Source organism: Thalassoroseus pseudoceratinae, assembly GCF_011634775.1.
In the GTDB taxonomy this organism is placed as follows: domain Bacteria; phylum Planctomycetota; class Planctomycetia; order Planctomycetales; family Planctomycetaceae; genus Thalassoroseus; species Thalassoroseus pseudoceratinae.
This window is the reverse complement of record NZ_JAALXT010000004.1, coordinates 543,443-567,672: the sequence shown is the minus strand read 5'-3', so window position 1 is coordinate 567,672 and position 24,230 is coordinate 543,443. Positions and strand designations below refer to the sequence as shown.

The 24,230-nt window shown below is 54.5% G+C and carries 18 protein-coding genes; 10 read left to right on the top strand and 8 right to left on the bottom strand.

All coding sequences use genetic code 11. From position 1 onward, the window contains the following. Positions 1-127: 127 nt before the first annotated feature. On the top strand, positions 128-7,807 hold the full coding sequence (locus G6R38_RS16595; RefSeq protein WP_166828213.1) for a tetratricopeptide repeat protein: 7,680 nt from the start codon (positions 128-130) through the stop codon (positions 7,805-7,807). 329 nt (positions 7,808-8,136) lie between these two features. Continuing rightward, positions 8,137-8,649 (top strand): hypothetical protein, encoded by a 513-nt coding sequence (locus G6R38_RS16590; protein ID WP_166828210.1) that lies wholly within the window; start codon positions 8,137-8,139, stop codon positions 8,647-8,649. A gap of 43 nt (positions 8,650-8,692) precedes the next feature. Here the strand turns inward: G6R38_RS16590 and G6R38_RS16585 are convergent, their stop codons facing one another. After that, positions 8,693-10,069, bottom strand: a complete 1,377-nt coding sequence (locus G6R38_RS16585) for an MBL fold metallo-hydrolase RNA specificity domain-containing protein (protein ID WP_166828207.1) — start codon at positions 10,067-10,069, stop codon at positions 8,693-8,695. Between the two features lie 248 nt (positions 10,070-10,317). Between G6R38_RS16585 and G6R38_RS16580 the strand changes: the two genes are divergently transcribed. The 5 genes from G6R38_RS16580 (at position 10,318) to G6R38_RS16560 (ending at position 14,684) form a co-directional block, all read left to right on the top strand. Continuing rightward, the gene (locus tag G6R38_RS16580; protein ID WP_166828204.1) at positions 10,318-10,950 is read left to right on the top strand and encodes an OmpH family outer membrane protein; all 633 of its coding nucleotides are present in this window, start codon (positions 10,318-10,320) and stop codon (positions 10,948-10,950) included. Positions 10,951-11,112: 162 nt separating this feature from the next. Then, entirely contained in the window at positions 11,113-11,985 is an 873-nt protein-coding gene (locus tag G6R38_RS16575; protein WP_166828201.1) for a UDP-3-O-acyl-N-acetylglucosamine deacetylase, read from the top strand. Positions 11,986-12,201: 216 nt separating this feature from the next. Next, positions 12,202-13,101 carry an acyl-ACP--UDP-N-acetylglucosamine O-acyltransferase gene (gene lpxA / locus G6R38_RS16570; protein ID WP_166828198.1) on the top strand — a complete coding sequence of 300 codons (900 nt, stop codon included), beginning with the start codon at positions 12,202-12,204 and terminating at the stop codon, positions 13,099-13,101. Further along, positions 13,098-14,177 carry a Gfo/Idh/MocA family protein gene (locus tag G6R38_RS16565; RefSeq protein ID WP_166828195.1) on the top strand — a complete coding sequence of 360 codons (1,080 nt, stop codon included), beginning with the start codon at positions 13,098-13,100 and terminating at the stop codon, positions 14,175-14,177. Before lpxA ends, G6R38_RS16565 begins: the two co-directional genes overlap by 4 nt. 93 nt (positions 14,178-14,270) lie before the next feature. After that, a complete protein-coding gene (locus G6R38_RS16560) occupies positions 14,271-14,684 on the top strand; it encodes a carboxypeptidase-like regulatory domain-containing protein (RefSeq protein ID WP_166828192.1) in 414 nt (137 codons plus the stop codon). Positions 14,685-14,885: 201 nt separating this feature from the next. Here G6R38_RS16560 and G6R38_RS16555 read toward each other — a convergent pair whose 3' ends face one another. The 4 genes from G6R38_RS16555 to G6R38_RS16540 all read right to left on the bottom strand — a co-directional run bounded on the left by G6R38_RS16555 (position 14,886) and on the right by G6R38_RS16540 (position 18,648). Beyond that, positions 14,886-15,812: a DUF1559 domain-containing protein gene (locus G6R38_RS16555; protein WP_166828189.1), complete on the bottom strand. Its 927-nt coding sequence runs from the start codon at positions 15,810-15,812 to the stop codon at positions 14,886-14,888. A gap of 320 nt (positions 15,813-16,132) precedes the next feature. Next, on the bottom strand, positions 16,133-16,750 hold the full coding sequence (locus G6R38_RS16550) for a hypothetical protein (RefSeq protein ID WP_166828184.1): 618 nt from the start codon (positions 16,748-16,750) through the stop codon (positions 16,133-16,135). A 48-nt stretch (positions 16,751-16,798) separates the two neighbouring features. Beyond that, positions 16,799-17,338: a hypothetical protein gene (locus G6R38_RS16545; protein ID WP_166828182.1), complete on the bottom strand. Its 540-nt coding sequence runs from the start codon at positions 17,336-17,338 to the stop codon at positions 16,799-16,801. Between the two features lie 149 nt (positions 17,339-17,487). Beyond that, complete coding sequence (locus tag G6R38_RS16540) at positions 17,488-18,648, bottom strand: polysaccharide biosynthesis/export family protein (RefSeq protein WP_166828179.1); 1,161 nt, start codon at positions 18,646-18,648, stop codon at positions 17,488-17,490. A gap of 355 nt (positions 18,649-19,003) precedes the next feature. On the opposite strand from G6R38_RS16540, the gene G6R38_RS16535 reads away from it, so the two are divergent. Next, positions 19,004-19,855, top strand: coding sequence for an exonuclease domain-containing protein (locus G6R38_RS16535; protein WP_166828174.1), 852 nt, complete (start codon positions 19,004-19,006; stop codon positions 19,853-19,855). Between the two features lie 59 nt (positions 19,856-19,914). After that, positions 19,915-20,949, top strand: a complete 1,035-nt coding sequence (locus tag G6R38_RS16530) for a ComEC/Rec2 family competence protein (RefSeq protein ID WP_166828171.1) — start codon at positions 19,915-19,917, stop codon at positions 20,947-20,949. Between the two features lie 47 nt (positions 20,950-20,996). Here G6R38_RS16530 and G6R38_RS16525 read toward each other — a convergent pair whose 3' ends face one another. Together G6R38_RS16525 and G6R38_RS16520 are read right to left on the bottom strand one after the other, a co-directional pair. Beyond that, entirely contained in the window at positions 20,997-21,554 is a 558-nt protein-coding gene (locus G6R38_RS16525) for an HlyD family secretion protein (protein ID WP_166828168.1), read from the bottom strand. Positions 21,555-21,612: 58 nt separating this feature from the next. Then, the gene (locus G6R38_RS16520; protein WP_166828165.1) at positions 21,613-22,071 is read right to left on the bottom strand and encodes a tetratricopeptide repeat protein; all 459 of its coding nucleotides are present in this window, start codon (positions 22,069-22,071) and stop codon (positions 21,613-21,615) included. Between the two features lie 605 nt (positions 22,072-22,676). Between G6R38_RS16520 and G6R38_RS16515 the strand changes: the two genes are divergently transcribed. Then, positions 22,677-22,946 carry a hypothetical protein gene (locus G6R38_RS16515; protein WP_166828162.1) on the top strand — a complete coding sequence of 90 codons (270 nt, stop codon included), beginning with the start codon at positions 22,677-22,679 and terminating at the stop codon, positions 22,944-22,946. A 33-nt stretch (positions 22,947-22,979) separates the two neighbouring features. Here the strand turns inward: G6R38_RS16515 and G6R38_RS16510 are convergent, their stop codons facing one another. Continuing rightward, positions 22,980-24,203, bottom strand: coding sequence for a protein-L-isoaspartate(D-aspartate) O-methyltransferase (locus G6R38_RS16510; RefSeq protein ID WP_166828160.1), 1,224 nt, complete (start codon positions 24,201-24,203; stop codon positions 22,980-22,982). Positions 24,204-24,230: the final 27 nt, after the last annotated feature.

Genomic DNA, 24,230 nt, shown 5'->3' with positions numbered 1-24,230 from the left:
TGGTGTTTTCTGGTGAAGATGAAACGTCAGTCGCGACACGAAAACTAGATTTGGTCTTGTGGGTCTTAGAACTTGTCGACTCGCTTTGACTTACCTAGTCAATCAAAATTATTGAAAGCCACCCACGATGTCACACCGACTCATATGGATTGTGCTGTTTAGTCTATGTTTGACTCCAGCTTCGATGGCGTTGTCCCAAGAGGATACGCAAGCCGACGATGTCAGTCAGCAAGTCTCAGACTTAGAGGCGCAACTCGGGAAGTACAACGATAGTACTCCTGAAGCTGCCGATGTGATGGTGAAGCTTGTCGAGCTGTACCACAAGAATTCGCGGGTTTTCGGGCTCATTCGGATCGGTCAGCGGTTTACGGTTTCTCACCCGAATGACCCTCGGCATGAGGCGGTGATGCTCAAGCTGCTAGACGGTCTTGAGGCAACGAGTCGAAATCAAGATTTTACAATCTATGCTCGACAACTTCTGGCTAAGTATCCGAAATCCGCAGCTTGCCCTGATGTCGAACGACGGCTCGCTGAAACGTTAAGCCAAATGGACGACCGACTCGCGGCTGCACGGGCATGGCACGCAGTGTGGAGTCGGCAACCGAATGCAAAAGGACGTGAGGCTGGTGTGAAAGCGGTCGAGTTCTATAGCCGCGTCAACAATTCCAAATCAATCGACGAAGGGGCCAAACTCGCTGCGGAAATGTTTCATGCGTTGCCGGCAGGGTCGTTCACGGAAGAGTGTGGATGGAAAGCGTTCTGGGATTGGCGACGCATCGGGAAACGGGCGGAGAGCAACCAGATTGGCGTGGCGTTGGCCAAAGCCGGATTGCCCAAAGATAAGGAGCGACAGTGGACGTTGCACCGTTATACAGCCGAGAACTATTGGTCCCTCGGTCAGCATGCGAATGCCGCACAAAGTATCGAAGCGGCTTTGAAGATCCGAGATGACCAATATCTGCGGGGGCAGCTTGTCGATCAACTCTATCAGTCGGAAGCTCCCATCAATCGAATTGAAGCTGCGGTCAAACAGTACGAATCAAAATACCCTGACGCGGACGATCGCTGGTCGAAACGAATTCGGTATGCACACGCAGTCGCCAAGAGTGGTGACCAACAAGGAGCGGCTCAAATCCTTGAGCAGTGCCTGCCACACGATGCACAGTCTCATGGTGCAGCCCAGTACTTCGTTCAGTGGAACGGCACCGAGCCAGACCGATTGAAGCATGTCGAGAAAACTCTGCAAGTGGCCGTTCAGAAAAATGAAAAACATCGCGCTTACTTGCGGTATGTGCTTGCTTACACACTCTATCGAGATCGGATGAAAGAGGAGTCGAAAACTCGGCAAACCCTGCGACAACTTGTGCTCGATTCCCCAAGTAATGACAACTACACCTCGAGCGCTATGAGTTGGTTGTTGTCGAATGTAGAAGACGAGGGGAAATTTCGAACCGTCGTTTCAGAGATTCTCAAGTCAAGACGCGAACATATCCATCTCAACCGGCTAGAAGGTTATCTTCGGCAATGGATCAAGAACGCTAAGCGTCGGAAGGAAACCGCAACTCACGCGGATTACTTGGAGAAGCAACTCAATCAGCAGAATCAAGATGCCTATGTGAAAGTTTGGATGGACATCAAAGGTTATCGGGAAAAGGAATCTATCGCGGCTCGAAGTCGCTTATTGCGGAAAGACTATTATTCTCAATTGAGCGATGTTCAGGCCGAGAAGGTCTTGTATCAGCAGGCATATTACTATCGGCACTATTCTCCTAGCGACCAGCGTTCACGGTCGGCCGAGTTGTATGGTCAACTCGCGGAGCGATTTCCGAAGCGATACGACATCGCACTTTGGTATCTGCAAGCTGCGACTGATACGGCTCCCCCTGAAGTCCAGAAACAAGCCGCCGAGCATTTGCTGACTTTTCAGCCACAATCACAGGAAGCGGATGCGTGGCGACGTTTGATGATTGCGAGTGACAAAAATCAAGATGCACAGCTAGCCAAACGTGCCTTGAAATGGATTCAAACGGCGGAAAGTAAGTACGGTCCTTCCGCGTATGCGGCTAGTTTTATCGGTGACGTGCTGACACGCCTGGAGTTGGAAAAGGACGCAGTCGACTATTGGACGAAACATCTGGATTTAAGTGAAACGGACTACGATTGCTATCAATGTGCTGATCGGTTGCTGAGTCGGATGGAAGCCGAACAAACTCAACAGCGGCAAGAATTCCTCCAAAAGCGATTGCAAGTCGAGTCTGATTTTCATGGGCGCTATTCGCAGCTTCTGGCATACGAGCATTTGAAACTGAAGAACTACGATGCCTTTTTGAAAGTCTATGCGGACGCTCGTGCGCGGCAAGACGAACGGCCATTTCGCAATAGTGGATTCGACGACGGGCTTGCGAGCAATGCAATTCGCTTGGTGCAATCCGCCGATCAAGAAGTGACGCCGGAAGATCAACACCGCGTTTTTGCCGCCGTCCGTGACTTGGGGTTGTCGTGGGGATCTGCTGCGGCGGAACTCTTGTTGTTGCAGGCGGAACTTGGCGAGGGGGCTCCGTCGCTTCAGCAATTGTTGGACTTTCAAGATGTCACTCGAATTGTTGGCGATGGTTCCCATCAGTGGGATGTCGTGCTTTCGAGTGTGCAGTCGGCAATGACACAAAAACAGTATCAAGTTGCCGCAACGCTGCTGACGGGAATGCTAGCCAATATTCAAAATGTCGAATCGCGGCGGGTGGAACGAGGACGAGAGTTAGTCGCTCAGTCGTATTCACGTATGGGGGCCGTTGGGCTGACGATTGACGAAAACAGCCCCATTGCACCACTCTTGCAAGCAGCGTTGTATTTGCGGTTGGGCGATCGTGCATTAGCTGACGAAACCTACCGGGCGAATCGGGCTCTGTTCGATAAGTATCAAACGCAAGTTCCGATTGACCTCTTGCTGTTTGTGAGTGATCGCCACTTGGCAGCAGGTGGGGACGAGAACTATCAACGCGTGGAAGATCTCCTAAGAGCTTGGCTAGTCAAGAACAGTGAGTCGAAGGAATACGACGCCGAGACCAAAGCCAAAGTTCAACTTTTGCTTGCCAAGAGTTATGTCAAAGCTCAACGGTACGATGTTGCTCGAAGTGAGTATCAAACCGTTCTCAATCGCTATGCCGACACATCAGAAGCCATCGAAGCGGAGTTTGGCATTGGCGAGACGTTGATGGCTCAAAAGGTCTATGACCAGGCGGAGCAGGTTTTTCAAAAACTCGCTGCGAGTCGCGAGGCGGATGTCACGGTGCGGGCCGAGTTCCTGCGAGGTGTGCTTGCCTACCGTCGGGGTGATCGGGATGACGCTCGGGAAATCTTTCGGACGGTTCTGGACCGGGTGCCGAACGTCACGCTGGCGAATCAGGCGTTGTTCAATTTAGCGGAAGTTTATGGCGACGAAGAACGCTATATGGATCAATTAAACTTGCTCCGAACCGTGGGACGACTGGGGCGGGCCAGCAAACGTTGGCATCGGCCTGGAACGCCATTGTCGATTGTCGTTCAAGACAGTGACTTAGGAATTAGCCGCGGGCACAACAAGATTCCGGTTCGCATCCGGACGGTGCCTGGCGGTGATGATGAAACGATCTACCTAACGAGTGGGGGAGCGGGTAAAGGACTCTTCCGTGCCGATCTTGAAACTAAGTTGGGCACCGTCGAGTCTGGTGACAATGTGCTTCAACTCTCTGGTCGCGATGTGATTACCTGCGATTACCCAGACCAGTTCAAGCAAGAGTTCAAGAATGTGGCTTTGTCGGATGCGGAAATCCAAGTGGCTGCCGATGCGGAGTTCGAGTTGGCGAGTAGTCAAATCGTTGACGAAGACGAGGAAACTTTCAGCGAACGGCTTGCGCGAGAACAAGCTCTGCGGGACTCCGATCAGCCAATTTCCCAGGTGCGGCCGGCCAACCAGGTGAAGCCGGGGAACACCGTCTATCTGCGGGTTACCGATCCTGACCGGGATATTTCCGAGGAAGCGGACGCGGTGACTGTGAAAGTCAAAGCGGATAGTGGAGACGAAGTCCAAGTCACCTTGACCGAAACGGAGTCACACGCTGGCTTGTTCGAGGGGACTTTGAGCACGCAGGAACTTCCTGCCGGTGCCCTCGCCAGTGATACCGCGATTGAACATAGCCCGCTGATGGCGATCGATCAGGATGCGGAGTCCTTCTGGCTGAGTGAACCCGATGGCGCCACACCGAAGTGGCTCACAGTGGATATGAAGGATTTGAAATCGGTTTCCCGCGTAAGTGTCACGACACCGCAGGCGGATCAATATCGGCCTGTGCGGGGCGGTGTGTACGGCAGCAATGATGGGTTGTTGTGGTTCCATCTCGCTAGTCATCCGCAATTACCCAGCGTCGAGCATCCCGAGTGGGAAACGCTTCAGATGACGCGGCGAGTCTACCAGGGAAATCACTACCGAAAAGACTCGTGGAGCGATGTTCTTAATCTTGCGAACAATGGCACGGCTATCGATCAGAAGGAAGTCGAAACCCTCAGTTGGATTCGCGAAGAAGAGGAGCAGTTGGAAGAGGGTGAACGTGGTGATTCCTATGGAGTGATTTGGAACGGTGGCTTCGTGCAGGAGCGAGCCGGAGCGGTACGGATCGCCGTCCAAGGACAGCAAACAGCATTCGCCGTCGACGGACGACTATACCTGCCGGTGGCAAACGGTTCCCGATCCGCCGACGTGTGGTTGGAACGCGGTCGGCATTCGCTCACAATTTTCGCGGCGGCCACAACTTCGACTCGGCAGCTCACCGCGACATTGATGCGGGCCGATCATCAGGCGTCGTCGATTCAACTTCATGCGTTTCGCCATTCGGATTTCGATCTAACCCAACCTGCCGCCAAGATCGATCCGGTTGCGTCGTCACCGGAAGCCACCGGCGAACCCATACTGCTGTCGGTCGAATCTGCAGAGATTCACAAGAAGACAGAACAGTTTGGCCTGCAAGACATGAAAGACAAACGGAAGGCCATTGGCTATTGGCAGAACACGGAAGACTGGCTGGAGATGAAGACTCCGGTTGCGAAAGCCGGTCGGTACGAAGTTGTGCTGGAAGTTTCGCATGGCGGCGGCGGTCGTAGTCGGGGCATCTTCCAATTGGGCGACCAACGCATCTCGTTCGAGGTTCCCAACACAGGCGACTGGAATCGCTCACGACCGTTGCGAATCGGCGTTGTCGAGTTGACCGCGGCGGAGGCCCACTCGCTTTCGATCAAACCGGAGACGATCAACGGTGGCGGTCTGATGGACCTGTTCGGTGTCACATTGGAGCCGACAAGCGGCGAGAGCGTCGTGTTGACCGACCGGAATTGGTCCTTCGCGTTCCCTGAGAAAGACGTGCGTTATGTGCGGTTTTCGATCGACGAGTATCTCGGCGAAGCGGTCGCGGTGAGCAACATCGAGATTCGCAACGAAACTGCGGAACCGTATATTCCTACGGAAACCGATGTCTTAGCGTTGGCCTCAAACAACACGCTGGAAATTGCGGGTGGGGATGTCGTCACCGCCACGTACACCGACGAGTTCACGCAAAGTGCAGGGGGGCGAAGTCGGTTGCTCAGTGACGAACTGACCGCTACATACTTCAACGCCGCAATCACGCCGATTGCCTACGATTTCGTCAAGCAACGGAACGGGGCCGTGGATGAAGTCCGCAAGGAACTCATGCGAATCGATCCTGGCGAGCGAATTATCGTGGAAATCGTGGACTACGACCGTGATCAAACCAGCGAACGCGATACGGTCGAATTCGAGGTGGTCGTCAACGATGGTGAGCCAGTTCGGTTCACCGCGACAGAAACGGAGCCGTATTCCGGGGTGTTCACGAAGGAGGTCGATACCGCGGAAAGTGCAGACGATGACGGATTGATAGTTCAGGCCGGGGATCGGATTTTCTGCCGGTATATTGATGAACAGAACACGTTCCCAGGTCATTCCGTGCCACGTGAAAGTATTGTGTATGTGGCGAAACCGTCGACCGCGAAGATTCGGATTCTCGAAACTCGGTTGATCCCGTCGCCACCCAATTCCAATCGACCGCCACGGGTTGGCTACGAACTGCCAGACGAAGATCAGAAGTTGAGCCGGGTCGCGTTTGAGGCCCCGCTGACGATCGAGGTGATCGACCCCGATGCGGCTCGCGACAGTCGGAGCCGGGTTCAATTGCAACTCGCGACAACTGATGGTGCGACCGTTGATTTGGAATGTGTCATCTCGAATGCGTTTGCCACTCGGGAGCAAAATGCGGGGCCGAAGAATTGGCCACTGCGGGAAGGGCGGTTTGTCGGGCAAGTCGTGCTGCAACTTGGTGGGGCGAGTAGTCCGGTCTTAGTGCCATTGTCGGCGGAGATGCCACGGAATCTCATCGGAGGTCCGCCGATTGATGACGACAGCCTCTCCGATTTTGATCGCAATCTCGTGACGAAGGTGTTGAACCTCACCGGACAGGACGTGATCACCGCGACCTATCCCGATGAACGACATGCCAAAGATGGGGACTCTGCCGTCACGACACAGGGGAGGCTGATCTCGAATGGCGAGTTGGCTTGTGTGGATCGCGACTACGAAAATCCGGTCGAACAATTACACGTCGGCGAGAAACTGTTCCTGATGGTGACCGATGCCGACCGGGACACGTCCGACAAACGCGACACCACCACCGTGCAAGTAACGACCGAACGCGGTGAAGCCGAGGAAGTGCTGTTGGCTGAGACGTTGGCTCACTCGGGAATCTTCACCGGTTCGCTGACGCTCAAAGCGAGCGAGGAACCCACACCCGGCAATTTGAGTCTCGACGATCCGACCATCGAAACGTACTTCGGCGATTCCCTCACCGTGACGTACACTGATCCGGCGGCGAGCACGGAGTCCGGCGAGTTGGAAACATCAACGACGATTCCGGTTGTCATTGGAACCGATGGCTTGGTCGCTGCGTTCAGTAAGACCTTCAGTGACGAGAAGTTGGCCGTCGAAACAAAGTTCCACATCTCGGAAAGCTATTTCGAGTTGTTCAAAAGCCACAAGGATCTCGGTCGCAAAGACGAACAACAAGCGGACCTGCAAGCGGGTCGTCGGTTGCTGCAGGAAGTGATGGAGGATTATCCCGATCCGAAGTACATTCCACGCGTGGCGTACTTATTGGGACAGTTTTCGCAAGAACTGGGCGAATGGGATGCGGCGATCGACTCCTATCAGTTGATCGTCAATCAGCATCCTGAACACTCGCTCGCTCCGGATGCTCAATACAAACTGGCTCAGGCCCATGAAGAATCCGGAGACTTCGATGCGGCGTTGGAAGCCTACGTGACTTTGGCCGCGACTTATCCCAAGAGCCCACTGATCGCTAGCGTGATGATTCGTATTTCCGATCACTTCTACAAGAACAAGGTGTACGACATTGCGGCTCAGGTTGGGGAGCGGTTCTTGATCAAGTTTGCTTCTCATGAGCATGCTTCGCGGATGGCGTTCCGCATTGGGCAATGTCACTTCAAAGCAGAACAGTTCCGTGATGGTGGGGCTTCGTTCGACCGGTTCACGAAACAATTCCCCGATGCCGCTCTGGCACCGGATGCGTTGTTCTGGGCGGGCGAGAGTTACCGGATGGCGAAGAATAATCGGGAGGCGTACCGACGATACAACAAGTGTCGTTGGGATTACCCCGAAAGCGAGGCCGCGAAGTACGCTCGTGGTCGGCTAGCGTTGCCGGAAATGCTCCGGCAGTTTGAAGCCGACGCCAACAGCATCGACGCACCGTAAGCGAGGCAAAGGTGCGATCAATCGAGCCGTTCGGCGAATTTGCTCGTCTTTTCAAGCGACTTCGACGAGAATGGTTTTGAGAGGTGGGACAGGTCGATCAAGCTGGGCACCAACCAACTTTGCCTGTCCTGCCGAATCCTCGAAATGTGATCTTGTCTGTGAGGAAACAATCGAACCGGGTGGACTCGGGTTGAACGCGTACCGGTTTCGATTACGATAAACCGTCTGTGATGGATACTCATCCATCTCGGCGAAGTTGGGTCTCACAATTTTGGATCGGTCTGGGCTGCAAGGATCGGTCGGTCGGCTTGATTGGAAGGTGTCATCTCATGTCGGGCATTGATTTCTCGCAGTTACTGGAAGATGTTCAAAAAGATATCGAAGATGCCGAGTTGGAAATTGTCGAGCTGAAGGGCATTCAGTCGTACGTCGAACGGAAGAAAGCTGACCTGTCCGAATCGAAACTGCGGCCGGAATTGCTTGATGAACTGCTGGAAGCCGTGAACGAAGATTTGCAGGCTACCGAAGAAAAGCTTCCTGAGTTGGAAGGTGTTCGCAAGTATGCTCAGATGAAAGCTGGCGGGCCGATTCTGAAGAACATCAAGAAGGAAGCCCCGAAGTCTCCGACGTTTGAGCCGACTCCAGAACCGAAGGAGCCCGCCAAACCAAAACCGCCCGAGCCAGTGGTGGCAGAGCAATCGAAGTCGGATTCCGCAGGTCCGTTCCAACGGTCCAGCGATGAAAAACCAAGTGAGGCGGCGAGTTCCGCACCGAAAGAGAAAAACATGCGGACGGTGGTCTTCGGTCCGGATGGTTTCCCAGTCGACGACGAAATGCAATGATGTCCAGACGTTCGCGTTGACGATCACCTTCCATGCGTGAAATTCATGTGGTGTATGTCTCACGCCATTCAGGGATGATTGGGTCTTCGTTGCAATCGTCGCGAATTTGAGCCGCCAATGCAGTGGCGGCTTGAGGTTCGCCATGAACGATGAACGCTTGGCCGACACCGCCGGTTTCTGTCATGCTGCGAAACCACCAACGCAGGTCTTCGGCGTCAGCGTGGGCGGAGAGTCCGGAAAGAACTTCGACATCGGCCCGGACCGGGGTTTCGTATCCGAGAATGGAAACCGTTTTCGCTCCCTCGCTCAGTGAGCGGCCCAGCGTATTTCGGGCTTGGAATCCGATCAGCACGATTGTGTTGTTCTCGTTGGGCAGGGCGTGCAACAGGTGATGTCGAATCCGCCCGTGTTCGCACATCCCGCTCGCTGCAACGACCACGAATGGTTCTTGCCGAGAATTCAATGCCATGCTGTCGCGTTGTGTACGGATGGTGTGAACGTTTGGAAGATCGGCAAAGATCGAAGTATCCGGCGACTTCACCGCGTCGGGGTGTCGTTCGTAAACGGTTTCCAAGCGATGAGCCAACGGGCTGTCGATGTACAGAGGCATCTCGGGCAGACGGCCGGATTCCTGAAGTTCCCGCCAGATCGCCAGCAGAGTTTGCGTGCGTCCCAAGCTGAATGCGGGCACGATGACACGCCCATTCCGTTCGGTTGCTTGATGAACAATCTTCGCGAGACGGTCTTTGAGGTCGGCTAACGGTGGATGGACGGTGTTGGCGTACGTCGACTCGACAATCAAGACATCACAGGCATCGACCTGTTGCGGGTCGGGTAGGAGCGGCATGCCACAACGCCCCAAATCTCCAGTGAAAACGACCCGCCGAAGTTCCCGGTCGTCTTCGATTTCCAATTCCGTGATGGCGGCACCAAGAATGTGACCGGCGTGTTGGAAACGAATTTGCAGGGGTTTGCCCACGCGATGCCAATCCCCCGGCTCCAACGTTTCAAACCGCTCGCAGGCGGCTCGCACGTCGGCTTCGGTGTATAACGGTTCGATGGGGGGAGCATCCGGACCAAGACTCTCCGCGAGATACGCGGCGTCTTCGTGTTGAATGTGAACGCTGTCGAGCAACATGACTTCCGCGACATCCGCCGTGGCTGGTGTGCAGAAGATCGGACCGGCAAAGCCTTGCTTCACCAACCGCGGCAAATTTCCGCAGTGGTCAATATGGCCGTGCGAGAGAATCACGCCGTCGAGTTTCTTCGGTTCAAAATGGAAATGGGCGTTCTTGGCGTAGGTTTCCGCGCGTTCACCTTGGAAGAGTCCGCAATCGAGTAGCAAGCGGACGGACTCCGTCTCGATCAAGTGCTGACTGCCAGTGACTTCGCCCGCAGCTCCGAAGGAGGTGAATTGCATGGGTTTGACGTATTCTTGAAGGAGTGAAAAGACTTACGTGTTGGCGGTGTTCCTGCATCCTAAACTCAATTTCAAATTTCCCAATCCCGAAACTTGAGAATGGTGTTGACCCATTGGTTCGAATGTGCAACATTTCCGCCGATGTTCGGCGACGGTCTTCTTGACCGATCGAGACGCCAATTTCCATTCGTAGCCCCTGGGAAGTGAAATTCACTGGGGTTCTTCGGCACAGCAAAGGAGTGCAGGCCGTGAAGAAGTTCACAACCCTCGTTGCATCGTTCGTTTTAGTCGCCGGACTTGCTGCCACCCCAGCGGCGTTCGCACAAGCCGAGCCGGCCGCCAGCAGCGGTCAGTTCAAAGTCGGTCTGATCGACATGGCTTTCGTGTTCAAGAACTACAAGAAGTTCGAAGCTCTCCGCAATGATTTGAAAGCGGAAATCGAACAAAGCGATCTCAAAGCCAAGCAAATGGCTGGTGAGTTGAAGCAAATCCAGGAGAAAGCCAAGCAGTTCAAAGAAGGCAGCTCGGAGTTCAAACAGTTCGAGTCAGAATTGGCTCAAAAAGCGTCCCAATTCGAAGCCTTCCGTAAAATCGCTCAACGAGATTTCCTGCGAAAAGAAGCCGAAATCTACAAGACGGTTTACCTCGAAGTCAGCGAAGCCGTCGAACTGTACGCCAACCACTACAAGTACTCGTTGATCATGCGATTTAGCCGCGATGGTGTTGAAGACGCCAGTGGCAACCCACAACAAATTCTGCAAAGCATGAACCGTCAGGTTGTCAGCTTCGGCAAAGAACTCGACATCACCGACACGGTTCTCGAGTACCTCAACCGCAAGTACATGACCGCTCAAGGCGGAACCGGCACCAGCACCAAATAGTGCGAACGCTCGTCGAATCTTCAGCCCGGGGGATCTTTGTATCCTCCGGGCTTCGACGAATCAGACCGGATTGTCAGTTGCTGGAAGCATTGCTGAACGAGACAGCAGTGGAACCCAGAATCTCTGGAATGGACGTGAGCACCCGCGGTTGGGAGAGCACTCGTGACGCCACGACGTCAGCAAACTTTGGCCCATTCGGTGTGGACGGACGGAATCGGATTTATCACCGGTGCCGATGTTCGCGTGTACTTTCATGCCGCCGCGCCAGATCATGGCATTCGGTTTCTACGGACGGATGTTCCGGGATCGAAGGCCATTCCCGCCCGCATTGAGTACGCGATTCCGCGCGAGCGTCGAACCGCGATCAGTATGGACGGTGTGACGGTGGAACTCACCGAACACGTGATGGCGGCTCTGGCCGGTTTGGAGATCGACAACTGCTTGGTCGAACTCAATGCCGCCGAACCCCCCGGTTGTGACGGCTCTTCGCAAGCATTTGTGGAAGCCTTGCTGAAGGGTGGGGTGGTCGAGCAGGATGCCTATTGCTCCCAAATTGCTGTCGGAAGATCGCTGGTGGTCTCGGGGAAGGACAGTCGGGTCGAAGCGGAACCGACACAGGGCGGAAAGCTCGTCATTGGTTATTCGCTCGACTATGGCCCGGATTCGCCAATTCCGGCCCAGTCCCGTACTTTCGAAATCACGCGGGAAACGTTTATCAACGAAATCGCGTTCGCTCGGACATTTATTCTCGAAGAAGAAATTGAAGCCTTGCGGGCACTCGGCTACGGCAAACGCACGAAAGCCAGCGACCTGTTGATCTTCGGACGGAATGGTGTCGTCGGGAACGAGATCCGAGCCGCCGACGAGTGTGCTCGACACAAGATCTTGGACTGTCTCGGTGATTTTGCATTATCCGGTACAACTCTGAGCGGTCGATTCCAAGCGGTTCGCTCGGGACACCAAATGAACCGTGAGATGGTGCGAACCCTCCTGAGCCAACAGAATGCCGTCGCCATCGAGAACCGCGCGGCTTGATATCGGCCCTGATGAGTGTCTCGAAACGGCAAAGTTTACCGAAAGTGCCGAATTCAAATTTCTTGACTCCTGGCAAGGGGTGAGGTGTGCCGAAGAACAAACAAAGGTAACCTCAATTCGGATCGAACGACTTTGGTCATGAGGTGAATTGCATGACCAATCGGGGCGATGCAAGGACTGCGTCGGCCAGTCGTGTCGTAGCACAAGGACGATGCTATGTCTTGCAAGATTTCCCCCCTCGCTCACGTCGATTCGCACGCCCAGCTTGGTGACGATGTTGAAGTCGGTCCGTTTTGCGTGGTTGGCCCGCACGTCGAAATCGGCGACGGAACGCGATTGCACGATCATGTGACGATCGTCGGCCACACCAAAATTGGTGAGCGGAATGAATTCTTCTCCGGATCGGTCATTGGTTCGGCTCCTCAGGATCTCAGTTACCGTGAGGAAGGTGAGACGTACGTTGAAATTGGTGACGAAAACCAATTCCGTGAAGGCGTGACCGTCAACCGGGGTGCGGAAAAAGAAGACCACACAACTCGCATCGGCAACGGCAACTTGCTGATGATCAACTCTCATGTGGCTCATAATTGCCATATCCGCAATGGCGTGATTTTGGTAAACGGGGTGCTGCTCGGTGGGCATGTGCATGTTCACGATGGAGCCATCGTCTCGGGGAATTCCGTGGTGCATCACTTTTCCACGTTGGGCAAACTTTGCTTTGTCAGCGGTGGATGTCGTGTGCCGCACGACGTGCCTCCGTTCATGCTTACCGCCGGCAGTGACAATCCGGAAATCAAGACGATCAACATTGTTGGTATGCGACGCCGAGGAATTTCGAACGACACGATTCGCGTCATCAAGCGGGCGCACCGTCTGTTGTATCGGGAACACAAACGCCTCGACTCCATTCGTAAGACATTCACAGCCGAGTTGGGGGTTGAGCTTCCCAACGAGTTGACGATGCTGCTCGATTTCGTCGAAGCCCAGCAACATGGAAAAATGGGGCGGTCGCGTGAGGCCGTCCGAAGTGTGGAAAAACCAAAAGAGACCCTTCCAGCGGATTCAGCAGCGCAAGCGAGTCCGCAGGACACAACGATTCATCGGAGAGCGGCATGAAACGGTTGCGGATGGCAGTGGTGGGTGTGGGAGCTTTGGGGCGACATCACGCGAGAATTCTCTCGGAGATGCCCGGTGTGGAACTGGTGGCTGTCGCCGACCCCAGCCCAAACGGAGAGCGTGTTGCTCAGTCGTGTCATTGCCAATGCGTCGACGATTACCGCGACCTACTCGGGTCGGAGATTGTGATCGATGCAGTCTCAATTGCCGTCCCGACAACGTATCACCTTGATGTTGCCTTGCCGTTCCTGAAAGCGCGAATTCCGGTCTTGGTCGAAAAGCCGTTGGCGATCGACGTTGATCAAGCCCGCGAACTCTGCCGAGTGGCGGCGGAGATGAATGTCCCGTTGCAAGTCGGCCACGTGGAACGCTTCAACCCGGCAACCGTCGCTGCGAAAAACGCCTGCGGCACGCCGAAGTACATCTCGGCCGAGCGACTCAGTCCATACTCATTCCGCTCGACCGACATCGGCGTGGTTCACGATTTGATGATTCACGATATCGACTTGGTCCTTGATGTTGTCGATTCACCGGTCCGCGACGTTCAAGCGTTCGGCATGTGTGTCATGGGCGGCAACGAGGATGTCGTCAAAGCTCGGTTGATCTTCGAAAGCGGCTGTATTGCCGATCTGACCGCAAGCCGGATCAATCCCAGCGGCAGTCGGTCGATGCAAATTTGGTCTCCGCAAGGCACGACGACGGTGGACTTCACCAGTCGCGAAGTCACTCGGTATGCTCCGTCCGAAACGCTGTTGTTCGGCACATCCCCGTTGGAGCGTTCGCAACAACCGGGAGCGAACATTGAGCAACTCAAAAGCAACGTCTTCGGCAAATTCGTCACGGTTGATTCGATTCCCGTGGAAGAAGGCGATGCGTTGACTGCCGAACTTTCAAGTTTCGCGGACAGCGTGCGAACCGGATCGCGACCGGAGTGTTCTGGCGAAGATGCTCTGAAGGCGATGGAAGTGGCCGACCGCGTCCAACGCTGCGTGTTAACACACCAATGGGACGGCACCTCTACCGGAGCCATCGGACCGCACGCAACATTCAGTACACCGCAACGTAAAGCCGGTTAAGCGAGCGTGAGTTCATCGCGATTCTGGACATGGGAGCTTCGGTCTTCTATGATCCGCGATCAAATTTTGAACTCGAACGGACGCTCGTGAAATATGAATTGGATTCAACATCACCTGGGGATCGCGGCTTTCGCCCTTTGGTCAGCGGCTTTGTTTGCTGGTTGTGGTGGCGAAAGTGGACCGGAACTGGGGGAAGTCAGTGGTCGCGTCCTGCTGGATGGTAACGCCGTCGAAGGGGCATCGGTCAAGTTTTCTCCGGTCGAAGGCGGACGCCCATCGTTCGGAACTACGAATGCCAACGGTGACTACGAATTGGAGTACACCGAAGACCGCACCGGGGCAGTTTTGGGAAAACACACCGTCGAAATCTCAACCGGACAAGTCTCTGGTGAGGAATCGGCAGCCGGGAACACAGAAAAAATCCCAGCGAAGTACAACACTCAGACGACCTTGGAAGTCGAAGTCGAGTCAGGTGGCAACGAGCACAACTTCGATCTGAAATCGTGATCGATCCTCCCGTCCAAAAAGAAAAGCCCGCCGTCCCAAAACAGGACGGCGGGCTTTCTTTATTTTCGTCGCTATCAATTTTGTTGACCGTCAAAACAGTTCAAGCAGTTGCCGCTCGGACCCTGCGGGTTCTGTTTTGAGGCGGCCGGAAAACGACAGCGTTTTCCTGATTAGCTTAAGTACGGAAGTCCGAATTCTGGTCTAGTACTCACCAATCACTTCGCCGCCGTCGATAGTTCCCAAGGCAGCTTGAGTTCGCAGGTTGATGTTTTCGCTCAGGAACGTCACGGTTCCATCGCCAAGTAGGAATTGGGCTCCTCCGGCGTGTTCGCTACCTGGGTTGTAGACGGTCGTTCCGTTGATGATGTAGTCGGTATCGTTTGAGGAGCGTTCCATCCGCAACCGAACTTGGAATTGGGAGACCGATCCGCTGATGGCTCCACCGTGATCGTTGTGATACCCGACCCAAAGTGAACCCGCTGGGTTACCGCCCGTGCCTCGCTCCGCCACGATGACGGTGTTGCTGAGGCCGTCGGTGAAATCGCGAAACCGGACTGCAGAGTTATCGTAGAAAGTTGCGTATCGATCAGTTCCACCACTGCCGTTGGTCGCTGTTGGGTCCGTGGGGTTATGGTATGCCGTGAAGACGCCTACATAGTTTGACTTGCCGAACGTCTGGCTGCCAGAGCCGCCACCGCCCAAGTCTTGATTCAGTTCGTTGCCGGGATCCGAAGGGCAGATGAACGCCGGAATGATCGTCTTCGCGAACGGGGTGGTTCCCGTTGTGACCATCTCTGGAACGTCTTCCCAGGGTTGATCGAATGCTCCGGATTCTTTGATCGCCTCGAACAAGTTCGTTTGCTCGATTTGCGGAAGGATTTTCGAACTCCAAGCCAATTGATTGGACGTGGTAATCCCCGGCGGCAGTTTCCCGAAGGTGTCGTGATAGTTGTGTAGCGCCAATCCCATTTGCTTCAGGTTGTTCTTGCACTGGGTTCGGCGTGCGGCCTCACGTGCTTGCTGCACGGCGGGCAATAACAATGCAATGAGAATGGCGATGATTGCAATCACGACAAGCAGTTCAATCAAGGTGAACCCGTGGCGTGTACGTACGGACGGTGTGCGCATTCAGAATCCTAATCAATCAAAGAAAGTTGAAATTGTGGAATCGTCGGTGGTAAGGGCCTGAGGGTGAGGTCTAGGCAGGTACTCGACGAGCAAGTTGGAGTCGAATCATATGCAAGTGAAGATATGAAGACAATTAATATTCCCGATGAAATTTCGGGGAATCTATGTGCTGGCGGGGGTGTTCGCTCGTGGTGATGTACTCATCTGAACCGGTTAACTTGCCTGGATATACGGGGTACGAAACGAAAAACCGGTCGGCCCGAGCAATAAGCGGACCAACCGGTTTGAAATTGACGATTGTGTGAGTCGTTTGGCAGGGTTTACGGTTGCGTTTGTCGGTAGTCGCCGTAGGGATTCGCTTGGCTGGGGACCGCATTCGGCTGTGTTGCCGGTTTGGGTGGTTTCAACGTGCTGTGACCGACGAATAGCATCGGAAGTTTGCCAACAACCGGACGGGCCTCCCGCTCGAACTGCGATGTGGGCAATGGCGGCGGTGTCGAAGGTATTTCCGCGGCTGAGTCTTCAGAGAGTGGCGGTCGTGTCATAGGGGATTGTGGCATCGCGGGGAATTGTTGAGATTCCAGCGACGGTTGCGGTGGAACAAGCGATGGTGGAGGTGCCGTCGGTTGGGGAATCCAGTGTGGCATGATTGGCGTCGGTGCAGGGGCCAATGAGGGAGTTGGTTCGGGACCGGAATTGGTTGGCCCGCTGACTGGTTGACTGACATTTGGATGCCAGTGCAGTTGTTCGGGGTTCCACGGTCGCCAGCCAGTGCGATGAAATCCATAGGACGGGTCGTATGCCGGAACGTAGCGGGGGCGTTCTTCCTCGCTGGAACAGCAGTCGCAGATCCCCCCCGAAGCCGCCGATGAAGACATTAACACTTTTCCCGTGGCTAGCAGGACGGTCCAAACCAAACTTCGGTGTACTTTGGGCACGTTTGTCACCTGTCGATTACGGGAATGGAAGCATCTGCGGAGCGTTCATCACTGCGGATTGTTGGCATCGTAGACGGGTTGCAACGGCTTCGCGTAGTACTGGTAATGATTGCCAAAAAAGGCGTGGTGTCCGCTGTTGGGCAGGAGACTCGCAGACCTTTGGGCACGATCGAAAACGGCGGCTCGTCGAGCTTTCAGCGTCTGATTGACGATGATGTCATTGCCTCCCAAGTTGCTGCGGAACTGGGTGGAGTGTCCGGTTCGTGGCAACGGGGCACCACCGCGAGCCAAACTTTGGAACGCTTGTGGATTCCGAATCAACCCGTCTCCAGGGGCGAGGTAGCGTGGTTCGGCATTTTGCCGATTGAGATCAATTTCTCTTTGCAATTGCTGGTTCGGTCGGACGATGCCGTAGTAATCCAACACCGGATTGTTGGGTTGTCGAAGCAAGTTCAAATACGGACTCACCGTAGGACGGCCAAACGGATTCGCCTGTGCATTCGGGAGATATCCGTTGTACTGAGCCCAAGCCGACTGGCTGACACTCATGACAAGCACTGCGATACCCAGTCGAATCCAATTCGTCATGTTTTCCCCGCAATCGTCGATGGTTCAACAGTCGTTGCCGGATATATTCAGACCACTAGACTTCTGATCGAAACGGGTTCTGTCTCTTGGAGGCTGGAAAGCAATTGCTTTCTCACGTCCACTACAGACACAGATGACCGCAATACGGTTTAGAATCCGCCACCGGTCCCGCCGTTGAAGCGGTGTCCAAATTGAATCGCCCGCACCGATCCATTCCCGAGCAACGCGAAACCGAGCACCCGTTCAACCGGAGCCGTCAACTTGGCCACGAATGTGTCAAACTTGACCAAGTGATCTGCTTTGACGTAGATGCGGTCGCCGGGAAGCAATTGGTAGTTGGTATCTGTCTGGCCGCCCCGGACGATGGCATCCCAATCAACCGGCAGGACTTGGTCGAATCCGCCGCCTGCGGGTGTGGGGCGGGCGATCCAGATATCTTTCTTCGACGAGACAATCGGCAAACCGTTGATCTGCGAAATCGCGTCCAGAACGGTTTCGTTGCCCGTGCAAACGAAACGGTGGACCCGTTCACCGGCTCCTCCACCATCCGTCACCACGTAATAAAACTTGCTGTTGTACGCGAGCACGTCGACACTGACTTCCGGGTGATGCAAGTATCGCGACAAATGCCGTTCAATCTGCATTTTGACTTCCGCCAACGTCATCCCGGCCACATAAACTTCGCCATACACGCCAAGCGAAAGCATGCCGTCCGGACGAACGAGGTGTTCGCCGGAGATGAGCTGTTTGCCGTCCGGCTGCATCAACGAGACGATCAATTGCGGATGGGCCAGGTTACTGTTGTTGCGAAGGTGCCGCTCGATTTCCGCCTGAGCTTCGTCGATGGCCAAACCGGCCACGCGAACTTTCCCATACTCCGGACCGAAATCGATGCTCCCATCGGTTTGAACGACGAAAACACCGTCGATCTGTTTGAAGCCCTGGATGATTTCGCCGTCTCGCGGGTCGATCGGCAAAGTGTTGGCCACGCGAATCATCAGTTGATCGGCTGCCCGGAGCGGGGCATCGTGACGACGTAAGTTGTGGGTCGATTCCACCAGCAAAATATCCGGCGGTTCCACCGTGTACCGAGGCAACGAAACCTTGTTCAGTTCTCGCGGAGCTTCACAAACTCCGAATTCGGAATGACCAACGTACGATTCACTCTCGATCGCGTCCGGAGGACAAACCTCCTGGTAATTGGTCGTTACCAACGGGGCAGCGCACCCCGGCAGCAACAGGAGAATTCCGAAGTATTCGACCAAACGAATGCAGATCGACGAACGCAAAGTCTGAGATGGCGATCGCATTTGTTCCTCTCACCGTCAACGTCGATACGAGGACCCGAATTTCGGCTCCGATACACTCTGCGCACAAATCCAGTGGATTCGGTACTGTGTCTTTCATCGGTCCAGAGCATACTTGCTCTTTGATAAAATGCGTCGACTTTACCGATTCGCACGGTCTTTTCGGGTTCTACCGATTGGAACGACTGCAACGCCATCTGTAATTTGTCTGGTGTTATGTATATCATGTTTGGGATTGTTGCGGCAAAATGCGTGTCGTCTGGGCGGTCTTGCGAGACGTGCGTTGGTTGTTCCCGCCTATGAAACCGTTAAACTGGGCAGATTGCCTATTTGAATTTTCTTCTGATGGGAACGCTGGATGCTGGACCCGAGCAGTTCAATTCTTGATGCCGAATTTATCGCGTTTGATCTGGAAACCACCGGCTGTTCGCCGGACTTCAGTGAGATCGTGGAGATCGGAGCCGTTCGGTTTCGATTGGATGGAACCGAAATCGCACGGTTTCAACAGTTGGTGGATCCACGCTGCCGGATTCCCGCCGCAACTACAGCGGTTCATGGAATCACCGATGATATGGTCGCTGACCAACCGCCGATCGAGGAAGCTCTGCCAAAGTTTCTGAAATTCCTGGGCGATGCGGAGGCGATTGGAATGGCTCACAACGCGGCTTTCGATGTCGGGTTTCTCAATCGAGCCCTTCATCGCTGCAACGAGGTGTGCCCATTGACTCCGGTGATTGACACCGTGCGGTTATCGCGTCGCTGGGTTCACAATTGCCGACGCTACACCTTAGCGGCGTTGGGACAGCACTTCGGCGTAGCCGATTACGTGGAGCACCGCGGGTTGTCCGATTCGCTGGTGTTGAAGGATGTCTTTCTGGGAGTGATGCGAGAAGGACTGATTGTCGAGACCGTCGGCGACTTTCTGCGGCTGGCGAAACCGAAGTTTTTTCGTGCGACCAAACCTCCGGAAAAAACACCGTGCTTGCCGAGCGAATTTGCCGCTCTCCAAGCCGCTGCCGATAGCCGTTCTACGGTGCTCATGAAATACCAAAGTGCCAAACGAGGCGTGGCGGAACGCTCCGTGACGCCGCGTAAGTTTGTGCAGTTTCGCAATACCGTTTATCTATTGGCTTTCTGCCATACAGACCGCAAAGAGAAGCAATATCGTCTCGATCGTATCCGAGATTTTCATGTCGATAGCGGTGAGTAACTTTGCTGAGAGTCGATTTTCAACAAGTCTGATTAGCCCCTGTGTTCCGGAGTTTCTCGATGTTGCGTTTCGCATCCGTTGCTATGATTTTGTTGTGCGCGTGTAACACTTTCGCAGGTGAAGCGGACGGTCGCTTGGATATCTACTTCATCGATGTCGAAGGTGGAGCGGCCACACTGTTCGTGACACCGGCAGGGGAATCGTTGCTGATCGACTCCGGCTATCCAGACAACAACGGTCGCGATCGGGATCGTATTCTCGACGTGGTGAAAAACGTGGCGAAGCTGGATCAACTCGATCATGCCGCTGTCACGCATTGGCATCTCGATCATTACGGCAACCATGCAGCTTTGTCGACGATGATCCCCATCAAAACCTTCTGGGATCGCGGCATTCCCGATGACATCCCCGAGGACAAGAATTTCTCCGAACGAATCTTCGCCTACCGCGCCGCGGCTCAGAACGAATCCAACGCGTTATCGGTCGGGGATCAATTGCCGCTGAAGTCGCAGGACACTCCGCTGCAAATTCAGATCATCACCAGTGGTCGCAAGGTGATTCCCAATACGGGCGAGCCGAACCCGTTTGCGGCCGAGCACAAACCGAATCCGGAAGACAAAAGCGACAACGCCGACAGTTTAAGTTTTCTTCTGTCGTTCGGTGAATTCAAGTTTCTTTGCTGCGGGGATCTGACTTGGAACATCGAAGCGAAATTAATGACTCCGAACAATCCGATTGGCAAAGTCGACATGTTCATGGTCACGCACCACGGGCTGCCGGTGAGTAATAATCCGGTTCTGGTGAAAGCCATCGATCCAGTCGTGGCAGTCATGTGCAATGGACCGAAGAAGGGAGGGCATCCACAAACGCTGGCGACGTTGAGACAGGTGGAATCACTAAAGGACTTGTATCAACTCCATCGCAACATCGCCGTGCCGGATTCCGGTCAAGCACCGCCTGAGTTCATCGCTAACAGCGAGCGGACCAACACGTGCCCCGGTCGCTGGGTGAAAGCCTCAGTTGCGGCAGACGGAAAAAGCTACACCGTGCAAATCGGACCCGACGGAAAAAAACGCACCTACCAAACGCGGTAGGTGATAGCGTGGGAAGCGGCCGCTCAGAGGTGTCTTGGCCGAACTTATTAAGGCAACGCTGGACCGGAAATCGATGACAGGAATCGTTTCAAACTCTGACGCAGATGGTCGAGTTTGATTCTGGCCTTCTTAGCCTTCAACTCAAGTAAACGGATGCGTTCGACGTCAGCACGCGACGGCTTCTTTTGCGTTTTGAGTTGGGCTTCCAAAACGCCGATGCGACTCTCGTGATGGGACACCATCGCGTTCGCTGCGTTTTTCTCCGACGCGGTTGTCGCACCGCGTATAAAAAGAGCCTCAACACGTTTGACGTCTTTGATGGAACTCTCCAAAGCGACCTTAGCCGCTTTTAGTTCCGCTTCCGTCTTGAGGATTTCCGCCGGATCGGCTGTTGCTTCCGCTTCCGCAACTTTCACCATCTGCTCGCGGATGGCGACTTGAATTTCGGCCAATTCAATTTGGTTGCGAAGCTCGATGACAAGAGGTTTCTCGTCGGCGGCGTCTTGGTTTGCTCCGGACGATTCCGGAACGCTCAACCAACCGACAAGAATCAGACAGGGCAGGGTGATTGGTGTTAGCAACAGCGAAAACCGGCGGGTTGACATCCCTCGTCTCCTCAAAAAATCCATTGGGAATTCATTGAGGCTTTCGAGGGAGCTGATCTCAGTCCTCGTCTTGCCAATCTAAGTCGTCGTCCCAGAAGGCTGCCTCGTCTTCATCTTCTTCGTGCTCGACCATTTGTTCAAGCATCAATGTGATTTGTAAGACTTGAATCACATTGGGAGCGGATTCGGCCTGCGGGTTGTCGGCGAACATTTCCGTGAGTTCCGCCATCTCGTCGTCGCCACGGCTGCGGTAGCATTCACTCAACGATTGCCAGACGCTTTTGTTGTGTGGCGCGGGAATGAGCTGGGCGGCTTTTTTCAGCGGGGGGATCGCTTCTTCAAATCGCCGGGCGGCAATGAACGCCTCACCCTTCATGTACTCAACGGTGGCTTCCCATGGGCCCGGATCTTGGACGGCATCGAGTTCAATCAATGCTCGTTCGGGTAAATCGAGATCCAGGTATCCTTCCGCCGCTGAGAGACGCTTCATCAATTTCGGACTCGCGGGAACATTCATGCCGGCACCTGTCCAGAAGCTCGAAATGGGATTGCCAGACTTCGAAGAGGGCCGGTTGTTGGCCCCACTGGAGGGAAAAAATGTCAAGATGCAACTCTTATTTGCAAATGGGAACTAATGGGGAAGGAAACGCGGTTCGACCTCCTGCCGATGTTTCTCCTCTTCCTTCTTCGGGAATCCTATGCAGCGGACCGAAGGAAAGACAGGGCTTCTTTGGGGACTCTTGCGATTTCGTTGCAGAGTGCCAGGGTTGTAGCTGCAAATCGCAAGGAACCCGTTGCGGAGTCAGCTCGTATTTCGGGAAGCTGGACGGATTTAGCGTTCGCAGCGTGAACAGAGTCGAAAAATCCTGAAAATTGGTGCTGAAGTGCCAGTCGACACTGGCATTTCCAAGAATAGTGGAATCGAATGACTTCCATGTCGCTGTCGCCGCGATCTTGGCGATAATATTTTCATCTTCGAGTCGTGATTTTCGCGTTCGCGGAGAATTCGACCTTTGCAGCGTTCTGTTCATTTGTCTGGATTGGTCTGGCAATTCGATGACAGTGACTCCCGACACAAGTGAAATTTTGGTAGGCGTCGAACGGATCCGCCACGATGAATGGGTGGCTCGATTCGAGAACGCTCCCGATGTGCAGTTTGTCGGTCATTCGGCCGAAGCTGCATTTCAGGGGTTACTCGATCAGCACCAGGAGCGATTACCGGAGAACTGCGGCCGAGTCGAAATTAACGGCGACTACCACCGCGGACATCTTCAGTTCCTGCTGTTCCCCCGACATCGTTGTACCGATTGTGGTGGACGAGGGCAGTACGTCGGTCTGATTCACGTCGAACCTTGCCAAGCGTGTCGTGGCTCAGGGTTGGTTGTGCCGTAACACCAGTATCGAGGCGCGAACAGGGCAGAAGGTTCACTGACGACGTGCAAGTTCCATCTGAATGTTATCGATGCTCAGCGTGCCGGTGCCGCCATTGAGTCCCATGCGAATCACCGCTTCACGAGTACGTGGAGGCACGACGATGGTTTGGCTGTAGACTTCCCAATCTTGTGAGCCCAACCACGGACCGATGCTAATTTCCCCCACGGGACGGCGGATGTCGTCGTAGAAATGCATCACCAGACCGGGTTGCTGAAAGCGTTGCCGACCACGACGGACATTCTCCATCCGAATCGCCATGCGAAATCGCAACCGAGCAATCTCACGGCCATCAATCGCCATGCCTTGCAGCATCTGAGCCAATCGCCCCGGCTCTTCATTCTCGAAGGTCACACAGCGTTTTCCGTGGGGAGCGTGGCGGGTTTCTAACGTTGTTTGACGTTGATAATGCCAACCGTCGGCTCGTCCGTCGTCGTTGTCGTCGTGCTCGAAACTGCCGTTGACGAGTTCTGGATTTTTCGGGTCAGGCAGTTTCTCGCGGTTGTTTTCCGAGATGCCCGTCATTGGCACGAACAGCGTGGGGATTAGCCGTTCCTGTTCGAGTTTGCCGTCCTTCTTCTTTAACAGATGAAACACCTGCTGGTAGCGTTCGCCGAGCGGAATGATCATTGTGCCACCTTCGCGAAGTTGCTGAACCAACGGAATTGGCACTTTCTCCGGGGAGCACGTGACGATGATTTTGTCGAACGGAGCATGTTCCGGCCAACCTTGGTAACCATCGCCGACTTTGACGTGGACATTCTCGTAGTCCAACGCCTTCAATCTCCGAGCGGCAGATTCTCCGAGCGGCTTGACGATTTCGATTGTGTAGACTTCATCGGCTAGTTCCCCCAGCACCGCCGCTTGGTATCCGCTGCCGGTACCGATTTCGAGAACCTTGTCGGTTGGTTGTGGATCAATCGATTCCGTCATGTAGCCAACGATGAACGGTGGCGAAATCGTTTGCCGATGACCGATCGGCAACGCCTGGTCCGTGTAGGCGGATCGCTGATGAGTCCGCGTGACGAATTCGTGTCGCGGGACTTTCGTCATCGCCTGCAACACACGTCGGTTCGAGATGCCCTCATCCCGCAGCCAACGCTGCACCATTTGTTTGCGTGCCTCTTCGAAGCGGTCCTGTGGTTGGGCCGCTTCCGAAAGACACAGGAGGACCAGTAGTCCACCGAAGACCAATCGAAATTGCGTGCGGTGTATCATGAGTTCCTCCTGATCAGCAGCATCCCT